The 16,054-nt window shown below is 74.0% G+C and carries 16 protein-coding genes; 11 read left to right on the top strand and 5 right to left on the bottom strand.

Going from position 1 to position 16,054, the window contains the following annotated elements:
• Positions 1 to 210 precede the first annotated feature (210 nt).
• The gene (locus L6E12_RS15865; RefSeq protein WP_236228683.1) at positions 211 to 1,719 is read left to right on the top strand and encodes a hypothetical protein; all 1,509 of its coding nucleotides are present in this window, start codon (positions 211 to 213) and stop codon (positions 1,717 to 1,719) included.
• Positions 1,720 to 1,893: 174 nt separating this feature from the next.
• Here the strand turns inward: L6E12_RS15865 and L6E12_RS15860 are convergent, their stop codons facing one another.
• The 4 genes from L6E12_RS15860 to L6E12_RS15845 form a co-directional block, all read right to left on the bottom strand.
• Positions 1,894 to 2,244 (bottom strand): hypothetical protein, encoded by a 351-nt coding sequence (locus L6E12_RS15860; RefSeq protein WP_236228682.1) that lies wholly within the window; start codon positions 2,242 to 2,244, stop codon positions 1,894 to 1,896.
• Positions 2,234 to 2,755: an RNA polymerase sigma factor gene (locus L6E12_RS15855; RefSeq protein WP_236228681.1), complete on the bottom strand. Its 522-nt coding sequence runs from the start codon at positions 2,753 to 2,755 to the stop codon at positions 2,234 to 2,236. The genes L6E12_RS15860 and L6E12_RS15855 overlap by 11 nt, the downstream gene beginning before the upstream one ends.
• A 69-nt stretch (positions 2,756 to 2,824) precedes the next feature.
• Positions 2,825 to 3,268 (bottom strand): hypothetical protein, encoded by a 444-nt coding sequence (locus L6E12_RS35110; RefSeq protein ID WP_304523886.1) that lies wholly within the window; start codon positions 3,266 to 3,268, stop codon positions 2,825 to 2,827.
• Positions 3,269 to 3,410: 142 nt separating this feature from the next.
• The gene (locus L6E12_RS15845) at positions 3,411 to 3,725 is read right to left on the bottom strand and encodes a hypothetical protein (RefSeq protein ID WP_236228680.1); all 315 of its coding nucleotides are present in this window, start codon (positions 3,723 to 3,725) and stop codon (positions 3,411 to 3,413) included.
• 662 nt (positions 3,726 to 4,387) lie between these two features.
• Between L6E12_RS15845 and L6E12_RS15840 the strand changes: the two genes are divergently transcribed.
• The gene (locus L6E12_RS15840; RefSeq protein WP_236228679.1) at positions 4,388 to 6,481 is read left to right on the top strand and encodes an AfsR/SARP family transcriptional regulator; all 2,094 of its coding nucleotides are present in this window, start codon (positions 4,388 to 4,390) and stop codon (positions 6,479 to 6,481) included.
• A 4-nt stretch (positions 6,482 to 6,485) separates the two neighbouring features.
• On the opposite strand, the gene L6E12_RS15835 is transcribed toward L6E12_RS15840, so the two are convergent.
• Positions 6,486 to 6,971: a MarR family winged helix-turn-helix transcriptional regulator gene (locus L6E12_RS15835; protein WP_236228678.1), complete on the bottom strand. Its 486-nt coding sequence runs from the start codon at positions 6,969 to 6,971 to the stop codon at positions 6,486 to 6,488.
• A 96-nt stretch (positions 6,972 to 7,067) separates the two neighbouring features.
• Here L6E12_RS15835 and wrbA point away from each other — a divergent pair, with 96 nt between their 5' ends.
• The 9 genes from wrbA to L6E12_RS15790 all read left to right on the top strand — a co-directional run bounded on the left by wrbA (position 7,068) and on the right by L6E12_RS15790 (position 15,972).
• A complete protein-coding gene (gene wrbA / locus L6E12_RS15830) occupies positions 7,068 to 7,682 on the top strand; it encodes an NAD(P)H:quinone oxidoreductase (RefSeq protein ID WP_236228677.1) in 615 nt (204 codons plus the stop codon).
• 204 nt (positions 7,683 to 7,886) lie between these two features.
• The gene (locus L6E12_RS15825) at positions 7,887 to 8,408 is read left to right on the top strand and encodes a flavin reductase family protein (RefSeq protein WP_236228676.1); all 522 of its coding nucleotides are present in this window, start codon (positions 7,887 to 7,889) and stop codon (positions 8,406 to 8,408) included.
• Positions 8,409 to 8,426: 18 nt separating this feature from the next.
• A complete protein-coding gene (locus tag L6E12_RS15820; RefSeq protein WP_236228675.1) occupies positions 8,427 to 8,834 on the top strand; it encodes a DUF4440 domain-containing protein in 408 nt (135 codons plus the stop codon).
• 45 nt (positions 8,835 to 8,879) lie between these two features.
• Positions 8,880 to 10,100, top strand: coding sequence for an acyl-CoA dehydrogenase family protein (locus L6E12_RS15815; protein WP_236228674.1), 1,221 nt, complete (start codon positions 8,880 to 8,882; stop codon positions 10,098 to 10,100).
• A 28-nt stretch (positions 10,101 to 10,128) separates the two neighbouring features.
• Positions 10,129 to 10,962 carry an aldo/keto reductase gene (locus tag L6E12_RS15810; protein ID WP_236228673.1) on the top strand — a complete coding sequence of 278 codons (834 nt, stop codon included), beginning with the start codon at positions 10,129 to 10,131 and terminating at the stop codon, positions 10,960 to 10,962.
• Positions 10,963 to 10,973: 11 nt separating this feature from the next.
• A complete protein-coding gene (locus L6E12_RS15805) occupies positions 10,974 to 12,020 on the top strand; it encodes a methyltransferase (RefSeq protein WP_236228672.1) in 1,047 nt (348 codons plus the stop codon).
• A gap of 124 nt (positions 12,021 to 12,144) precedes the next feature.
• Positions 12,145 to 13,482: an NAD(P)-dependent oxidoreductase gene (locus tag L6E12_RS15800; RefSeq protein ID WP_236228671.1), complete on the top strand. Its 1,338-nt coding sequence runs from the start codon at positions 12,145 to 12,147 to the stop codon at positions 13,480 to 13,482.
• A 307-nt stretch (positions 13,483 to 13,789) separates the two neighbouring features.
• Positions 13,790 to 15,010, top strand: coding sequence for an MFS transporter (locus tag L6E12_RS15795; RefSeq protein ID WP_236228670.1), 1,221 nt, complete (start codon positions 13,790 to 13,792; stop codon positions 15,008 to 15,010).
• Entirely contained in the window at positions 15,010 to 15,972 is a 963-nt protein-coding gene (locus L6E12_RS15790; RefSeq protein ID WP_236228669.1) for a glutathione S-transferase family protein, read from the top strand. Before L6E12_RS15795 ends, L6E12_RS15790 begins: the two co-directional genes overlap by 1 nt.
• Positions 15,973 to 16,054: the final 82 nt, after the last annotated feature.

Below are 16,054 nucleotides of genomic sequence, written 5' to 3'. Positions count from 1 at the left end.
GCTGGGTCGGGTGGGTTGGCCACCGCTGCGGCGGCGGGTGCGGTCGGTGGGGTTGGGGGGCCGGGTTCGGGTGGGTCGGGTGCCGGGGTTCCTGTGGCAGGCGGGGGCGAAGTCGCGGCTCCGGTCCGGGCTGCTGAGCGGGCGGCGGCGGGTGTGTTGTGGGCGGCCTGCGCCACCGTGTTGCGATCCGGGGCGACCGGGAGTGGCGCCGTGGTGCGGGCCGAGGTGCTGCGGGCCGTGCACACCGCTCGTGTCGCCGGGCTGCACCGGGCCGCTGCCGGGGGGCTGCGCATCGCCGCCTCCCTGGCGGCGGGGCGGGGTGGGGACTCCGCGTTCGACCGGGAAGTGCTCGCCGCAGACCTCGTCGACCTCATGCTGCTGTGCCACGACCTGCGCACCGGGCACGGTGACCCGGCTGAGTTGCGGGGTACGGCCCGGCGCGAGTACCGGCCGATCGGTTCCCTGCGCCTGTACGGCCTCTGCACCGAGGCGGTGGTGGCGGCCACCGGTTACGGCGGCGTCGTCACCCACCTCGTGGACCAGGGGGGCACCCTGTGGACCATCCCGGCGATCACCCCCGGTGGTGCCGAACGGGTGCCCGCCGCCGCGGACGGGCCGGTGGCCGTCGGGGAGTCCGGTCTCACCCACCGCGGGCTGGGGCGGGCCGGGTTGTTGCTCTCCGGGGGCACCGCCTCGACCGACCGCCGCCTCGGGGCGGGCAAGGCGGTCCGCGCCGTTGCCGCTTCCGGCGCCGCCTGGGACGCGCCGCCCCTGGCTGACCTGTGGGCGCAGCCCCTGGCCGAGCAGGTGACCCGCGCCTTCGCCGCCGACACCCGCCCGGACGCGCACCGGCCCGCAGGCGCCGACCTGCTGTTCCTCGACGCCACCGTGCTCGGCGCGGCGGCGGGTGCCCTCCGCGTCGCCGCCGGTGACGCGCGCATCGACCTCGTCTCCGACGATGGGCGGTCGCTGGACAACCTCCGCGTCCTCGCGGGCGCGGCGGGGCTGCGGCTCCGCGTCGTCGCCCGGCTCCTGCCCGACCGCCCCGCCACCGCCCTGGCCATCGCCGTGTCCGGCGACCCGGAGCACCTGTCGCTCCCCGCCGACCACCACGGCCGCGTCGACCTGGGCCTCGACCGCCTCCAACGCTCCCACGTAGCGGCCCCCGCACCCGGCGACCTCCGCACCCATCCCGAGCCTGCCCACCACACGCCGACCGACCCCGAGCTGGACCACGGCAGACCGACCGATCCCAAGGCAGCCCCACACACGTCGACCGACCCCGGGCAGGCCCTCGTCGGGCCAGCCGATCCCGAGCCGGCCCACCGTGCGTCGGCCGGTCCAGAGGCGGCCCGCAGCAGGCCGACCGACCCCGAGTCGACTCGCCGCGTGCCGACCCACCGCACGCCTGCTCCGCTGCGCCCGCTCGAACTGCTCCTGCACCGGATCGCCCTCGGCGGTCGGGCCGTTGCCGCCACCTCCACCGCCGCCCGCGAGATCGCCGCGCTCACCGACAACGGCCTCACCACCACCGCCTCCCTGCTGTCCGACATCGCCACCACCGCCCGCGACCGGGAACGCGACGCCTTCGGCCGGGTCGTCCGGGACACCGGGGACGCCTTCCCGCTGGCCTGGCTGCGCGCGGGTCTGCACGTCCGCGAGGTCAACCGGGCCCTGGCGTGCCGGGCCTGGCTCGCGGCCACCACCCCGCCGACCTGACCCCACGGCCCGCGTTCGCCGTCATCCCCCCGCGCAGCGGAAGACGACCTTGCCGAACAGGGCGCCCGTGAGCATCCGGCCGATGACCCGGCGGCGGGCGGCTCGGCGAACGGCCTGGGACGAACGGCTCGGCGGCGGACGGTCCGGGCGGTCCGCGCAGCGGTGGGCCGGTGCTCAGGGGGTGGTCGCGACCGGGCAGCACGGGCTGCCGCTCGGGCCGGGGGCGCCGGGTGCCGGGGTCGCCTGCGGGGTCAGTGGCACCAGGCTGTTCTCCGTGGTGGTCACCGGTGCCACGCTCGGCGCGGGCCCCGGCACCGCGGGCGGCACGGGTTCCGGGCGCAGCAGGGCGAAGCTGGCGGCCAGGACGCCGACGACGGTGAACGCCGAGGCGGTGACGGCCGCCGTCCGGCGGCGGCGCTGGATGCGGCGACCGCGCTCGATGATCGCGGTCGGGTCGGCGGCCCCGGTGGGGCGGTAGCCCTGCTCCGCCTGGTCCAGGGCGGCGCGGATGTCGTCAGCGTGCATAGCTTTCCCTGCCTTCGGAGAGCCGGGCGCGCAGCGCGGCCAGCGCCTTCGAGGTCTGGCTCTTGACCGTACCCGGCGTGCAGCCGAGCGCGGCCGCCGTGTCGTTGACGTCGAGGTCCTGCCAGAAGCGCAGCACCAGCACCGCGCGCTGCCGGGGCGGCAGCGCGGAGATCAGGTCCCAGAGCACCACCCGGTCCTCCCGGTCCGGTTCCACCACCGGCGACTCGGGTGGCTCGTCCACACCGGACTCCCGGCGCCACCAGGCGCGGCGGCGGTCGGTGAGGAACTCGCGCACCACCACCTTGCGCAGGTAGGCGCCCAGGTGCTCGTGCTCGTCCAGGCGCGACCAGGCCAGGTAGAGCTTGAGGAACGCGGCCTGCGTGAGGTCCTCGGCGCGGTGCCGGTCCCGGCAGAGCAGGTAGGCGGTCACGCGGACCGAGTCCACGTGCCGGTTGAAGCACGCGGTGAAGGCGGAGGTGTCCGTCGACGCCCCCGCGGCGGAGAACCGCACAGTGCAACGCCTTCCGGCCGGTCGGTGCGCACTCCCGGGCGGGCGCACCGATCCTGGCAGCAGTCGAGGTCAGCCCGCGGTGGTCACCGGGGCGGGGGCGGCGGTGGGGGCGGGCCGCCCCGGCGCGGGCGACGGGGTGACGGCCGGTGCGGGCGCGGGGGTCACGCTCGGCTCCCCGGGGGCGGGCCGCGGAGTCGCGCTCGGCGCACCCGGTGCGGGTCGCGGGGTCACGCTCGGCTGCCCGGGCGCGGGGCGGGGGGAGAGGTTCGGCCCGCCCGGGGCGGGCGCGGGCGTGACGCTCGGCTCACCCGGTGCGGGCTGCGGGGTCAGGCTGGGCTGCCCGGGGGTGGGCAGGGGGGTCAGGCCCGGCGACGGCAGGGGGGACACCGCGGGCGGGGAGGTCTCCACCCCGGGCTGGGCCGGTCCGGTCACGGCCGACGCCAGGAAGGGGACGCCCGCCACGGCCGCGCCGGTCAGCAGGACCCCGCCGACGATCGTCATTCGAATGCGCACACGTGCTCCAGGTCTCCGGGAGCACCGCCCCGTGCGGTGCTCTCACCGGTAACCCACGCGGTGCGGTCGACGGTCGGTTGCCCCGGTCGGGAAAGATTCCCGAAACCCGGGTGGGGACCACCTCGGCGGGTGTCCCGGGTGGTCAGTCGAGGCCCATCGAGCGGCGGATCTCGGCCAGCTTGGCCCGGCCCGCCTCGTCCCGCTCGGCCAGCTCCTTGTCCAGGGACTCCACGTCCGGGCCGGTGCCGCCCAGGCCCGCGAGCTCGACCGAGCCGGTGGAGGTGTGCACGCGGTTCTCGATCCGGTCGCGGACGTAGTCGAAGCTGGGCACCCCGTCCGCGGAGTAGTCCGACGGCGGCGGCACCTGCTCGACTGCGGCCGGGGACCTGTCCTCCACCACCTCGGCGTCCACCACGTTCTCGTCGTCGTTCCCGGCCGTGCCCATCGCCTGCTCCATCCGTTCGACCGTGCGCTCACCCGACCATAGCCCGGCGCCTCACCGGCGGTGCGGGGCCGCCCACGGGGAACATCCGGGGTTGGACGCCGCTCGGTGCGGGTACGTGGGGTGGCGCAAGAGCGGGTTGAGAACGCGAATCGCCAGCGTTCGGCTCTGGACTGCGATCGAGTGCGGTCGAAGCCCGGCGCAGGAGGTGTGCCAGTGGGCGCCGCGCCGTTCGACCGCGTCGTCGGGCCTGTTGTCGGCCGGGTCGGCCAGGAACGCCGCGGAGCCCGGAACCGGTGCCGAGTCGTTTGTCCCCGGTAGGGTCACTTGCTGTTCACGTTCATTGAGGAGAGATTCTTTTTGAGGTAAACTCAGCATTCTCTTCGATCCCTTTCGTTTCGGCTTCAACAATGGTGGGGGGCTACTCCGACTGGCGGGTTTTGCCTGCCTCCGAGTGCAGCTATACGACGATAACCTTGCGGGAAAGCGACAACGAGTTGCGGTCTGCGGCGAGTACCGTCCGTATTGGACGTTGGTCCATACTGGTGATCGATATGTCCGGTTCAGCGCTTCTGTCGGGCCGCTGATACGCTTTGGTTGATCTTCCGGAAGTGATCCCAAGGGGATTTCGCGTGTTGTCGGCGGGGAACACAAGAAATAGAGGGGGCAATCGAAGGATGTTCTTCCAAATTCTCGGTTCGCTGGAAGCGGCTTACGGGGGCGCGGCGATCAACGTCGGTCGCAACCGCCAGCGGATCGTGCTCGCCCTGCTGCTGTCCGCCCCCGGGCGGACGGTCACGATCCCGGAGTTCGTCGAGGCCCTCTGGGGCGGGCGCCCGCCGAAGACCGCCGCCGAGCAGGTGCAGACCTGCGTCTGGCGGTTGCGCCGGTCCTTCTCCGTCGCCGGGGCGCCCGACCTGATCGAGACCACCGCCGCCGGCTACACCCTGCGCGTCGACCCGCAGGCGGTCGACAGCCACCGGTTCACCACCGGCGTCGACGAGGCCCGGGCGCTGGCGGCGAGCGGGGACAGGTCCATGGCCGCCAAGCGGTTCCGCTGCGCGCTCGCGCTGTTCCGCGGCCCGGTGCTGGCCGAGGTGGACAGCCCGGTCGTGCAGGCCATGGCCGCGCAGTGGGAGGAGCGCAGGCTCGCCGTGCTGGAGGAGTGCCTCGCGCTGGAGATGGAGTGCGGCCGCTCCCGGGAGCTGATCGACGAGTTGACCGCGCTGGTCGAGCAGCACCCCCTGCGCGAGGGTTTACGCGCCAAGCTGATGCACGCCCTCTACAGCGCCGACCGCCGAGCGGAGGCGCTGGACGTCTACGCCCGCGGTCGCGCCCGGCTGATCGACGAACTCGGCCTGGAACCGGGCCGCGCGCTGCGCGAGATGCAGCAGCGCATCCTGGCGGGGGAGCCCGCGGCCGCGGCCGTCGAGCCGCAGGTGCGCGCGACCCCCGTCCCGGCGCAGCTCGTCTCCACCGTCCCGGACTTCGTGGACCGCCCCGAGCACGCCGACCTCATCCGGGCCGCCCTCACCGAACGGCGCCGGGTGGCGCCCAGGGTGTGCGGGGTGCACGGCAACTTCGGCGCGGGCAAGTCCGCGCTCGCGGTGAACGTCGCCCACCAGGTGCGCGGCGAGTTCCCGGACGGGCAGCTCTACGCCGACCTGCGCGGTTCCCGATCCGACACCGTCCCGGTGCCGGAGGTGCTGGCCCGCTTCCTGCGCGCCCTCGGCGTGTCCGACTCGGCCATGCCCGCCGACCAGGCCGAGCGGTCCGGGCTGTTCCGCAGCCTCATCGACGGCAAGCGCATCCTGGTCCTGCTCGACGACGTGCCCACCTCGGACTGGGTCTGCCCGGTGATGCCCGCGCACCCGGAGGCGGCGCTGCTGATGACCAGCCGCTGCCACCTGTCCGACGTGCCGGGGGCGGTGCCGGTCGAGGTGGGGGTGCTGACCGTCGAGCAGTCCGTGCGGCTGCTGTGCAACGTGGTCGGCGAGGACCGCGTCACCGCCGAGCCGGACGCCGCCCACCGCCTGGTCAACGCCACCGGCAGGCTGCCGCTGTCGGTGCGCGCCGCCGCCGCGCGGCTGGCCGCCCGCCCGCACCTCGGGGTCGAGCACCTCGCCCAGCGGCTCAGCGACCCCTACCGGCGGCTCGACGAGCTGTCGCACGGCACCCTGGACATGCGGTCCTACCTGGAGCCGAGCGCGGACGCGCTGTCCGAGCAGGCGCGGCGGGTGTGGATCTCGCTGGGGTTGTTGCAGGTCCCCGACTTCGGCGCCTGGGTGGTGGCCGCCGCGACGAACACCCCGATCCCGATCGTGGAATCGGTGCTGGAGCACCTGGTGGACCGCGGTCTGCTGCACGCGGCTGGTGAGGACCACATGGGCGTCATGCGCTACCGGATGCACCGGTTGGGCGGGCTCTACGCCCGGGAGCGGGCGCTGCGGGAGCTGACCGCGGCCGAGCGCGCCGAACTGCTCGACCGGTCCGCGGACTGCTGGCTCGGCCTGGCCCAGCGCGCCGAGCAGCTTCTCAGCGGGGTTCCCGAGGACTCCGAACTGCTGGAGTGCCCCAACGGCGCCTGCCAGTTGATGATCGACATGGTCAAGTCCGACCCCGGCGGCTGGTTGCTGCTGGAGGCCGAGGGGCTGCGCTTCGCCGCCCGCCACCGCGACCGCGCGGCCGGGGTGCGGGTGCCCGCGGCGGGCCTGGACCGGTGGGACTTCAGCACCGACGTCACCGAGTTGACCCCGCCCCGGGTGCGGTGAGCGGTCAGGACCCCGGTGCGGCGAAGCTGTCCGGGCAGGTGCCGGGGTCGGCGGACCAGCCGTTGGCCGCGATGACGTGCTCCAGGTCGCCCGCCATGCGGGTCAGGCCGGTGTCGGGCAGGTGGCCGCCGAAGACCGCGGCCACCGCGGCCCGGTACACCGGGCGCGAGGTGGCGAGGGCCTTGCGGCCCAGCGGGGTCAGCTCGGCCCAGGTGGCGCGGCGGTCGCTGGGGCGCAGGGTGCGCGCGACCCAGCCGTTCTGCTCCTCCAGCTTGGCGACCAGCCGGGTGGTGCCGCTCTTGGAGAACATCATGGCCCTGGCCAGCTCGCCCATCCTGGCGGTGCCGCCGTGCGCGTCCAGGGTGGCCAGCAGTTCGTGCTCGGCCAGCGACATGCCGCTCTCGGCGCGCAGGGCGCCGTCGAGCCGGGCGTTGGTCATGGCGGTGAACCGGTAGACCGCGCCCCACGCCTGCTCCTGAGCGTTTGTCATCCCCCGAGTCTAGCTCGCAACAGTTGACATGAGAACAGTCTTCGCCGTACCGTTCTCAGGAGAACGGTTCCGCAAAGAATCTTTGAGAGGTGAACGATGGCTGCTCGGATTGCGGTGATCTACTACTCGTCCACGGGCACGATCCACCGGCTGGCCGAGGGGATCGTCCGCGGCGCCGAGGCCGCGGGGGCCGAGGTCCGGCTCCGGCGCGCCGCCGAACTGGTGCCCGACGACCAGATCGACAAGAACCCCGAGTGGCGGGCGCACCTCGACGCCACCGCCGACATCCCGGTCGCCACCCTGGACGACCTGCGCTGGGCCGACGGCTTCGCCTTCGGCACGCCCACCCGCTTCGGCAACGTGGCCTCGCAGCTCAAGCAGTTCCTCGACTCCACGTCGGGGCTGTGGAACGAGGGCGTCATGGTGGGCAAGGCCGCGACCGGCTTCACCAGCAGCTACGAGCTGCACGGCGGCCAGGAGACCACGCTGGTGGCCCTCTACAACGTCATGCACCACTGGGGTTCGATCATCGTCCCCACCGGCTACGCCGACTACGACGTCATCCACGCCGCGGGCGGCAACCCCTACGGCATCAGCGCCACCCACACCGACGAGGACCTGCGCAAGCAGGTCCAGGCCGCCGCCGAGTTCCACGGCGGCCGGTTCGCCCGCATCGCCGAGGCGCTCAAGGCCGTGCGCACCGACTCCTGACCCTCCCGCACTTCCCGCAGTACAACCGAAAACCCACGTCACGGCCGCCGGGCTCCCCGGCGGCCGTGACGTTTTCCGCGGCCGATCAGCCGGGCGAGAGGCTGCGGAGAGTGGGTCGAGAGGGGGCGCTCATAGCGTGGGTGGGGAGGTGATCGCGAGACCGCGAGGGCCGGGTGCGGCCCCCAACCGGCAGAGGCGGTGTCCATGTCAGACCGAAGTGAACCCGAGGACGTGCGGGAGGACGACTTCCGCGCGCTCATGGCGGGGTTCCCGACCGGCGTGTCCGTGGTGACCGCCGTGTCCGACGACGGCGAGCCGTGGGGGATGACCTGCTCCTCGGTGTGCAGCGTGACCGTCGAACCGCCGACGCTGCTGGTGTGCCTGCGCACCGCCAGCCCGACCCTGGCCGCGGTGCTCGACCGCGGGACGTTCGCGGTCAACCTGCTCGAACACGACGCGCGGCGCACCGCGGAGCTGTTCGCCTCCGGTGACCCGCTGCGGTTCGACCGCGTCGAGTGGACGGTCGACGACGAGGCCCGGGGCCCGCACCTGCGCGCCGACGCGCACTCCGTCGCCGACTGCGCGGTGGTCCGCGCCGAACCCGTTGGCGACCACACCGTCGTCATGGGCACCGTCGAACGCGTGCTGCGCCGGGGAGTCCGGCGCCCCCTGCTCTACGGGCTGCGGTCCTACTCGGCCTGGCCCGAACCCGCCGCCATCGCCTGACCAGGAGAGGAAACCCCCATGCCCCCGTCAACCGACACCTTCGCGCCGGTCGCCGACCCGCACGAGCACACCGCCAACTTCGCCCGCGCGTTCAACTCCGGCGACCCGGACGCCGTCGTGGCCACGATGGACCCGAGGGCGGTCTTCGTCCGCGGCCCCGGCGACGGCGTCACCGGGGCCGACGCCCGGCAGGCGGTGGCCGACTTCCTCGCCCTGGGCCTGCCGATGGACATCCGGGACCGGTACGTCTACGTCGCCGACGACACCGCGCTGATCATCGCCGACTGGCGGGTCGAGGGCGAGGCGCCCGACGGCTCGCACCTGTGCCTGACCGGCTCCAGCACCGACGTCCTGCGCCGCGGCGCGGACGGCCTCTGGCGCTCGATCATCGACAACCCGCACGGCACCACCGCGCCGCAGACCTGACCCGCCGCCGGGCCCGCCGTCCCCGCCCGACCGAAGGAGACCACCGTGACCACCACCCTCCCCGCACCCACCACCACCGAGCACCCCGACTGGTCCGAGCGCCCCACCACCCCCGACGGGTGGGTGGCCCGCGCGCACGAGGTCGCCGGGGTCATCTCCGAGGGCGCCGCCGAGCGCGACCGCTCCCACCGCACCCCGCACGCGGAGATCCAGGTCGTCAAGGACTCGGGCCTGGCGACCCTGCTCGGCCCCGCCGAGCACGGCGGCGGTGGCCAGGAGTGGCCCACCGCCTACCGGGTCGTCCGGGCCATCGGCGCGGCCGACGGCTCCATCGGCCAACTCGTCGGCGACCACTTCACCTGGTGCTGGCTGCCGCGCATGGTCGGCACCGCCGAGCAGATCGAGCGCATCGAGCGCGACGCCGCCAGGGGCAACTGGTTCTTCGGCTGCGCCCTCAACCCGCGCGACGCCGACGTGGTGGCCACCGACGAGGGCGACCACCTGGTGTTCAGCGGCAAGAAGAGCTTCTGCACCGGGGTGAAGGTCTCCGACCACACCGTGCTCGAAGGCGTGCTGGACAACGGCGACCACGTCATCGGCGTCGTGCCGACCGACCAGCCCGGCATCGTCTACCACGACAACTGGGACAACATGGGGCAGCGGCTCACCGACAGCGGCGGCGTCAGCATCAGCGACGTCCGGGTGCCGTGGGAGGACGCGCTGGGCTTCACCGACAAGAAGTTCCAGCCGCACCCCTACATGACGATGAACATCCCGATCGGGCAGCTCCTGTTCGCGAACCTGTGGCTGGGCGTGGCCAACGGCGCGCTCAACGCCGCCATCGACTACACCCAGGGCAAGCGCGGCTGGGGCGGCTACGACCGCACGGTGGACGAGCCCCGCGTGCAGGACACCATCGGTGACCTCACCGCGAAGGTGTGGGCCGCGGAGGCCTTCGCCGACCAGGTCGCCCAGGAGGGCCTGGCCCTGCACCGCGACCGGCTGTCGGTCACCCCGCGGATGCGCGGGGAGTACAAGGTCCGCACCGCGGCGGTCAAGACCCGCGCCGACGAGGTCGCCCTGGAGGTGACCAGCCGCATCTTCGAGGTCACCGGTGCCCGCTCCACCGCGAACTCCTTCGGCTTCGACCGGTTCTGGCGCAACGTGCGCACGCACACCCTGCACCACCCGGTGGCCTACCAGCGCCGCGAGGTCGGGCTGTTCCGGCTGCTGGACGAGGTGCCCGAGCCCGCCCGCTACAGCTGAGCCCGAGAGGACGAGAGGACTACAGCCCGTGCCCCCAGTACCGCACCTGCCGCTGAACGACGGGACCACGCTCCCGCAGATCGGCTACGGCGTCTTCATGATCTCCCCGGACGACGTGGTGGCGCCGCTGAGCGCGGCCATCGAGACCGGCTACCGGCTCATCGACACCGCCGCGGCCTACGGCAACGAGGAAGGCGTCGGCAAGGCGATCGCCAACTCCGGCGTGCCGCGCGCGGAGTTCGTCGTCACCACGAAGCTGTGGAACGACGACCACGGCCACGACGAGACCCTGCGCGCCTTCGACCGCAGCGCCGACAAGCTCGGCCTCGACACCGTCGACCTGTACCTCATCCACTACCCCCGCCCCGCGCTGGGCAAGTACGTCGAGAGCTGGCGGGCCATGGTGCGGCTGCGCGAGGAGGGCCGCATCCGCTCGATCGGCGTGTCCAACTTCGGCGTGCCCGAGCTGGACCGGCTGGCCGAGGAGACCGGTGTCGTGCCCGCGGTCAACCAGGTCGAGCTGCACCCGATGTTCCCGCAGGACGACCTGCGCGCCGCCCACGCCGAGCGCGGCATCGTCACCCAGGCCTGGAGCCCCATCGGGCGCAACCAGGGCCTCTTGCAGCACCCGGACGTGGTGGCGATCGCCCGCGCCGTCGACCGGACCCCGGCCCAGGTCGTGCTGCGCTGGCACCTGCAGCTCGGGGTGGTCGTCATCCCCAAGTCCGAGCGCGACGACCGCATCCGGGCGAACTTCGACCTGACCGGGTTCGCCCTGGACGAGGCCCAGATGGCCGCGCTGGGCGCGCTCGGCGAACAGCGCTGCAACCCCGTGCCCGGCACCCTGTTCGACGTGTCCTGAGAGGAATCCCGATGAACAAGATCTCGTCCAGGGAGGACCTGGTCGGCCCGCTGTTCGGCGCCGCCGCCTTCCAGATGCTGCGCGCGGGCGTCGAACTCGGCCTGTTCGGGCTGCTGCAGGACAAGGGCGAACTGCCCGCCGCCGACATCGGCCCGGCCCTGGGCCTGTCCGAGCGCTCGACCCGCATCCTGCTGCTGGGCGTCACCGCGCTCGGGCTGACCGAGGTGACCGAGGACGGCTCGCACCGCAACGCCCCGGTGCTCGCGGAGATGTTCGCCGACGGCTCGTGGGACATCTTCGCCGACATCGTGGCCTTCGAGGCCGAGCTGGTCTACCTGCCGCTGTCGGACCTGGTGGAGTCGCTGCGCTCGGACACCAACGCGGGCCTGGCCCGGTTCGCGGGCGAGGGCGACGACCTCTACCACCGGCTGCCGGAGACCCCCCACCTGGAAGCGCTGTTCTACCGGTCCATGCGGTCGTGGTCGCGGCTGTCGAACCCGGTCCTGGTGGCCAAGGCCGACCTGACCGGCGTCTCCAGGGTCCTCGACGTCGGCGGCGGTGACGGCGTCAACGCCATCGCCCTGGCCAGGGCCAACCCGGGCGTGCGGTTCACCGTGGTCGACCTGCCGGGGGCGGTCGAGATCGCCCGCGGCAAGATCGCCGAGGCCGGGTTGGCCGACCGCATCGACGTCGCCCCGCTGGACATCTTCCACGACGAGTACCCGGCGGGGCACGACGCGGTGCTGTTCGCCAACCAACTGGTGATCTGGTCGGCCGAGCAGAACCTCGACCTGCTGCGCCGCGCGCACGCCGCCCTCCCCGACGGGGGCCGGGTGATGGTGTTCAACGTGATGTCCGACGACTCCGGCGACGGGCCGCTGTACTCCGCGCTGGACAACGCTTACTTCGCCACGCTCACCGCCCCGCGCAGCATGATCTACCCCTGGGGCGACTACGAGGGGTGGCTGCGCGAGGCGGGCTTCGCCGAGGTCCACCGCGCCCCCGGCGACACCTGGACCCCGCACGGCGTGATCAGCGGTATCAAGGGCGGCGCCTGAGCGCCCGCACCGCGGGTGGTGGGCGGCCGCCCACCACCCGCGCTCTCCGCGGCTGAGACCGACCGGAGAGCGGTCCTGTCTACCGTCAGAGCGTCAACGGGTCCGGTGGGTGAGGCGACAGGGGATGCGACGAGCGGGCGAGATCGAACGGGTGCTCGCGGAACTGAGGTCCGCGGCCCCACCGCGCGGGGTGCCGGTCGACCCGGGCACCCGCGAGCGGCTGCGCGGCCTCTCCGCCGACCTGGTGCGGCTGCACCGGCACGGCGCGGAGGAGTACCTGCGCTTCCTGGCGGCCGCCGAGCGCGACATCGTGGTGCCGGTCGGGCGCGTCCAGGACCTGATCGAGCACCGCAGGGTCCTGGTCACCGGCGCGTCCGGGCAGGTGGGGGCGGCGCTGTGCGCGGCGCTGCTCGACCTCGGCCCGCGGGTGCTGAGCACGGTCGCCGCGAGCCCCACCGCCCCCGCCGGGCCGGTCGAGCACCACGCCGTGGACGTCCGGGACCGGGCCGCGGTGGCCGCGGTCTTCGGCGCCGCCCGGCCCGACATCGTCTTCCACCTCGCCGGGCACAGCGACTACGGCCTGGGCCCCGACCCCGGCCCGGACCCGGCGACCACCACGATCCTGGGCACCCGGCACGTGGTCGAGGCGGCGATCGGCAGCCGGGCGGGGGCGCTGGTCCTCGGCTCGACCGAGCGGTCGCTGATGCCCTACTCCCGCGACTCGGTGACCGCCGCCGAGCGGATCGCCGAGCTGATCGTCGCCGACGCCTCCACCCGCGGGCTGCTGCGCACGGCCGTGGCCAGGGCCGCGCACGTCGTCGACCCCGTGCCGCTGGTCGAGCGGCTGCGCCGGGCGGGGGAGGAGGACTCGGTGGTGTGGCTGCCGGACACCGGGCACCGCTTCCACATCCAGTCCGCGCGCGAGTGCGTGCGGTTGCTGCTGGCCACCGCCCTGGGCGCGGGGGAGGAGGCCTCCGGGCTGCACGCGGTGCGCGACCTGGCCCACCCGGTGCGCGCCTTCGACCTGGTGCTGGGGGCGCTCGCCGAGGAGGGGCTGGCGGCGGTGCCGCTGGCCGACGACTCCGACGGGCACGACGGGTGCCCCGACCTGGCCGCCCCGATGGGCGCCTCGGGCACCAGTGCGCTGTTCAACGCCTTCGAGGCGCCGCTGGCCGTGCCGTCCTCGTCCCCGGCGGTCGACCTGGTCCCGGTCCGGTTCCGGCTGCCCACCGTGGCGGGGCGGCTGATGGACCGGATCGACCGGCACAGCGCAGCCGGGGAACCGGGCGCCGTCCAGGAGACCGTGGACCGGTTGGCGAAGACGCTGCTGGAGGGGATGCTCGCGCAGGCGCCGCCGCCGATCGTCCGGCTGGTCGCCCGACTGTCGTCGACCATGCGGTCCACCATGAGCCCCACCGACCGGATGGTCGACGACCGGGTGCGCTGGTGGGCCGAGCGGTGACCCCGTGGCCCCGGGAGCCGCCCGCCGGGACACGGCCCTCGTCGGCGGTCCGCCGGGCCGCCGCGCTGTGGTACCGCCGGGCCGCCTCGACGGCGCCCCGCTGCGCCGCCCCGCTGTGCCGCCGGGCGGCTCCGCTGTCGTGCCGCAGGCAGGTCCCGCTGTCGTGCCGCAGGCAGGTCCCGCTGTCGTGCCGCCGGGCGGCTTCGCTGTTGTGCCGCCGGGCGGCTCTGCTGTTGTGCCGCCGGGCGGCCGCAGGCCGTTCGAGCCGTGTGTCTCCGTTGCCGAGTCTCGTGTCGGGAGTGTCGTGATGAACCGTGCGCTGGTCTTCCTGTGCGTCAGCCAGGTCGTGGGCTCGCTGGGGTTGGCGGCGGGGGCGGCCTCCGGGCCGCTGCTGGCCGAGCTGATCACCGGGTCCGCCGCCTCCGGGTCCCTCGCCATGGGCGCCCTGGTGGCCGGGTCCGCCGTCTCCGGGCCCGCGGCGGCGTGGGTGATGCGCCGCAGTGGGCGGATGTACGGCATCCTCGCCTGCCACCTGGCCGCCGCGCTCGGTGCGGCGGTCGCGGTGTTCTCCCCGCACTGGGGGATGGCGGCGCTGCTGATCGGCTCCGCGCTGCTGGGGGCGGGGACGACCGGGGTGATGCTGGGGCGCTACGTGGCCGCCGACGTGGCCGAGCCGGGGAGGGTCGCCCGGTCCATCGGCATCGCCGTCGGCGCGGTGACCGTCGGGGCGGTGGTGGGGCCGTTGCTGCTGGGTCCGCTGGGTCCGGTGGCCGCCGCGCTCGGGTTCGCCCAGGAGACCGCGCTGCACCTGCTCGCCGTGGTCGTGTTCCCGGTCGCGGCGCTGATCGGGCTGGGGCTGCGCGGGCAGACCACGCCGGTCGTGGAGCCCCCGCGCACCGGCGGCTCGGTCCGGGTGCCCGGGCGGGTGCGGCCGCTGGCGGTGCTCGGCATCGGGAACCTGTCGATGGTGGCGCTGATGGGGGCCGCCCCGAACCACCTGCAGCACCACGGCGCCGGGCTGGACCTGGTGGGGATCGTCATGGCCGTCCACATCGGAGCGATGTTCGGCTTCGCGCCGCTGTCCGCCGCCCTCGCCGCGCGCCTGGGGGCGCGGCGGCTGGCGCTGGTGGCGATGATCGGCATGGCCGCGCTGATGCTGCTCGGACTGCTCAGCGGGAACCTGGTCGTGGACCTGGTGCTGCTGGTGCTGGTGGCGCTGCTGTGGAACGCCCACCTGATCAGCGGCAGCATGTGGCTGATCGAGGCCACCCCCGAGCCGCTGCGGCCGAGGGCCGAGGGCCTGGGCGAGTTCGCGATGGGCGCCGCCGGTGCGGTGGGCAGCCTGGTGATCGCCGGGGTGATGGTGGCCGTCGGCGGGTTGGTGGCGCTGTGCCTGGCGCTGGCCGCGCTCAACGCCGTCGCCGCCGTGCTCCTGTTCGCCCGCAAGCGGTCCGGCGCGGTCGCGGCGGATCTGCCAAGCTCGACCGAGGACAACGTGGAGGTGTCGTGGGAACCGATGAACCGGTGATGACCGCCAGCCGTTTCGACGCCCGCATCCGCGCGGGCTCGCCCTGGCCGGTCGAGGCGGGCCGCTACCGGCTGCTGGCAGGCCGAGCGTGCCCGTTCGCCAGTCGGGTGCTGATCTCCCGCAGGCTGCTGGGCCTGGAGGACGCGCTGTCGATGGGGTTGGTCGACCCGATCCAGGACGAGCGCGGCTGGCGCTTCACCCTCGACCCCGGCGGCCGCGACCCGGTGCTCGGCGTCCACCACCTCAGCGAGCCCTACCTGGCCGCCGACCCGGACTACGACGGCGGTTTCCCGGTGCCCGCCGTGGTCGACGTCGGCACCGGGCACGTGGTCACCAACGACTTCGACACCATCCCCCTCGACCTGGCGACCGAGTGGCGCCCGCTGCACCGCCCCGGCGCACCCGAGCTGTACCCGGAAGCCCTGCGCGAGGAGATCGACGCCCTCAACGCCGAACTGCACGCCGACGTCATCCTCGGCGTCTACGAGGTGGGCATGGCCAAGGAGCAGGCGGCCTACGACCGCGCGTTCGCGGCCCTGTTCGCCCGGCTGGACGCCCTGGAGGCGCGGCTGGCCACCCGCCGCTACCTCATGGGCGAGACCATCACCGAACCCGACGTCCGCCTCTTCCCGAGCCTGGCGCGGTTCGACCTCGTCTACCACGGCCACTTCCGCTGCAACCGCAACAAGCTGGCGGAGCTGCCGAACCTGTGGGCCTACGCCCGCGACCTCTACCAGACCCCCGGTTTCGGTGACACGGTCGACTTCGACCACATCAACCGCCACTACCACCTGGTGCTGGACGAGTCGAACCCGCACCACATCCTCCCCGGCGGCCCGGACCTCTCGCTGTGGCTCACCCCGCACGGCCGCGAGTCCCTGGGCGGCCGACCCTTCGGCGACGGCACACCGCCGGGTCCGCCGAAGGAACCGGTCCCACCCGCGGGCCGCGCCACCGCCTGACCCCGGGACGCAACCCGACAAGAACAGCACGCGAACGCCAGAGCCGCCCCGGACCGCGTCCGGGGCGGCTCTGGCGTTCCGG

Source organism: Actinokineospora sp. PR83, from assembly GCF_021056305.1.
GTDB classification, from domain to species: domain Bacteria; phylum Actinomycetota; class Actinomycetes; order Mycobacteriales; family Pseudonocardiaceae; genus Actinokineospora; species Actinokineospora spheciospongiae.
Note: the sequence above shows the minus strand (reverse complement) of the source record. Positions and strands in the feature narration are given on the sequence as shown.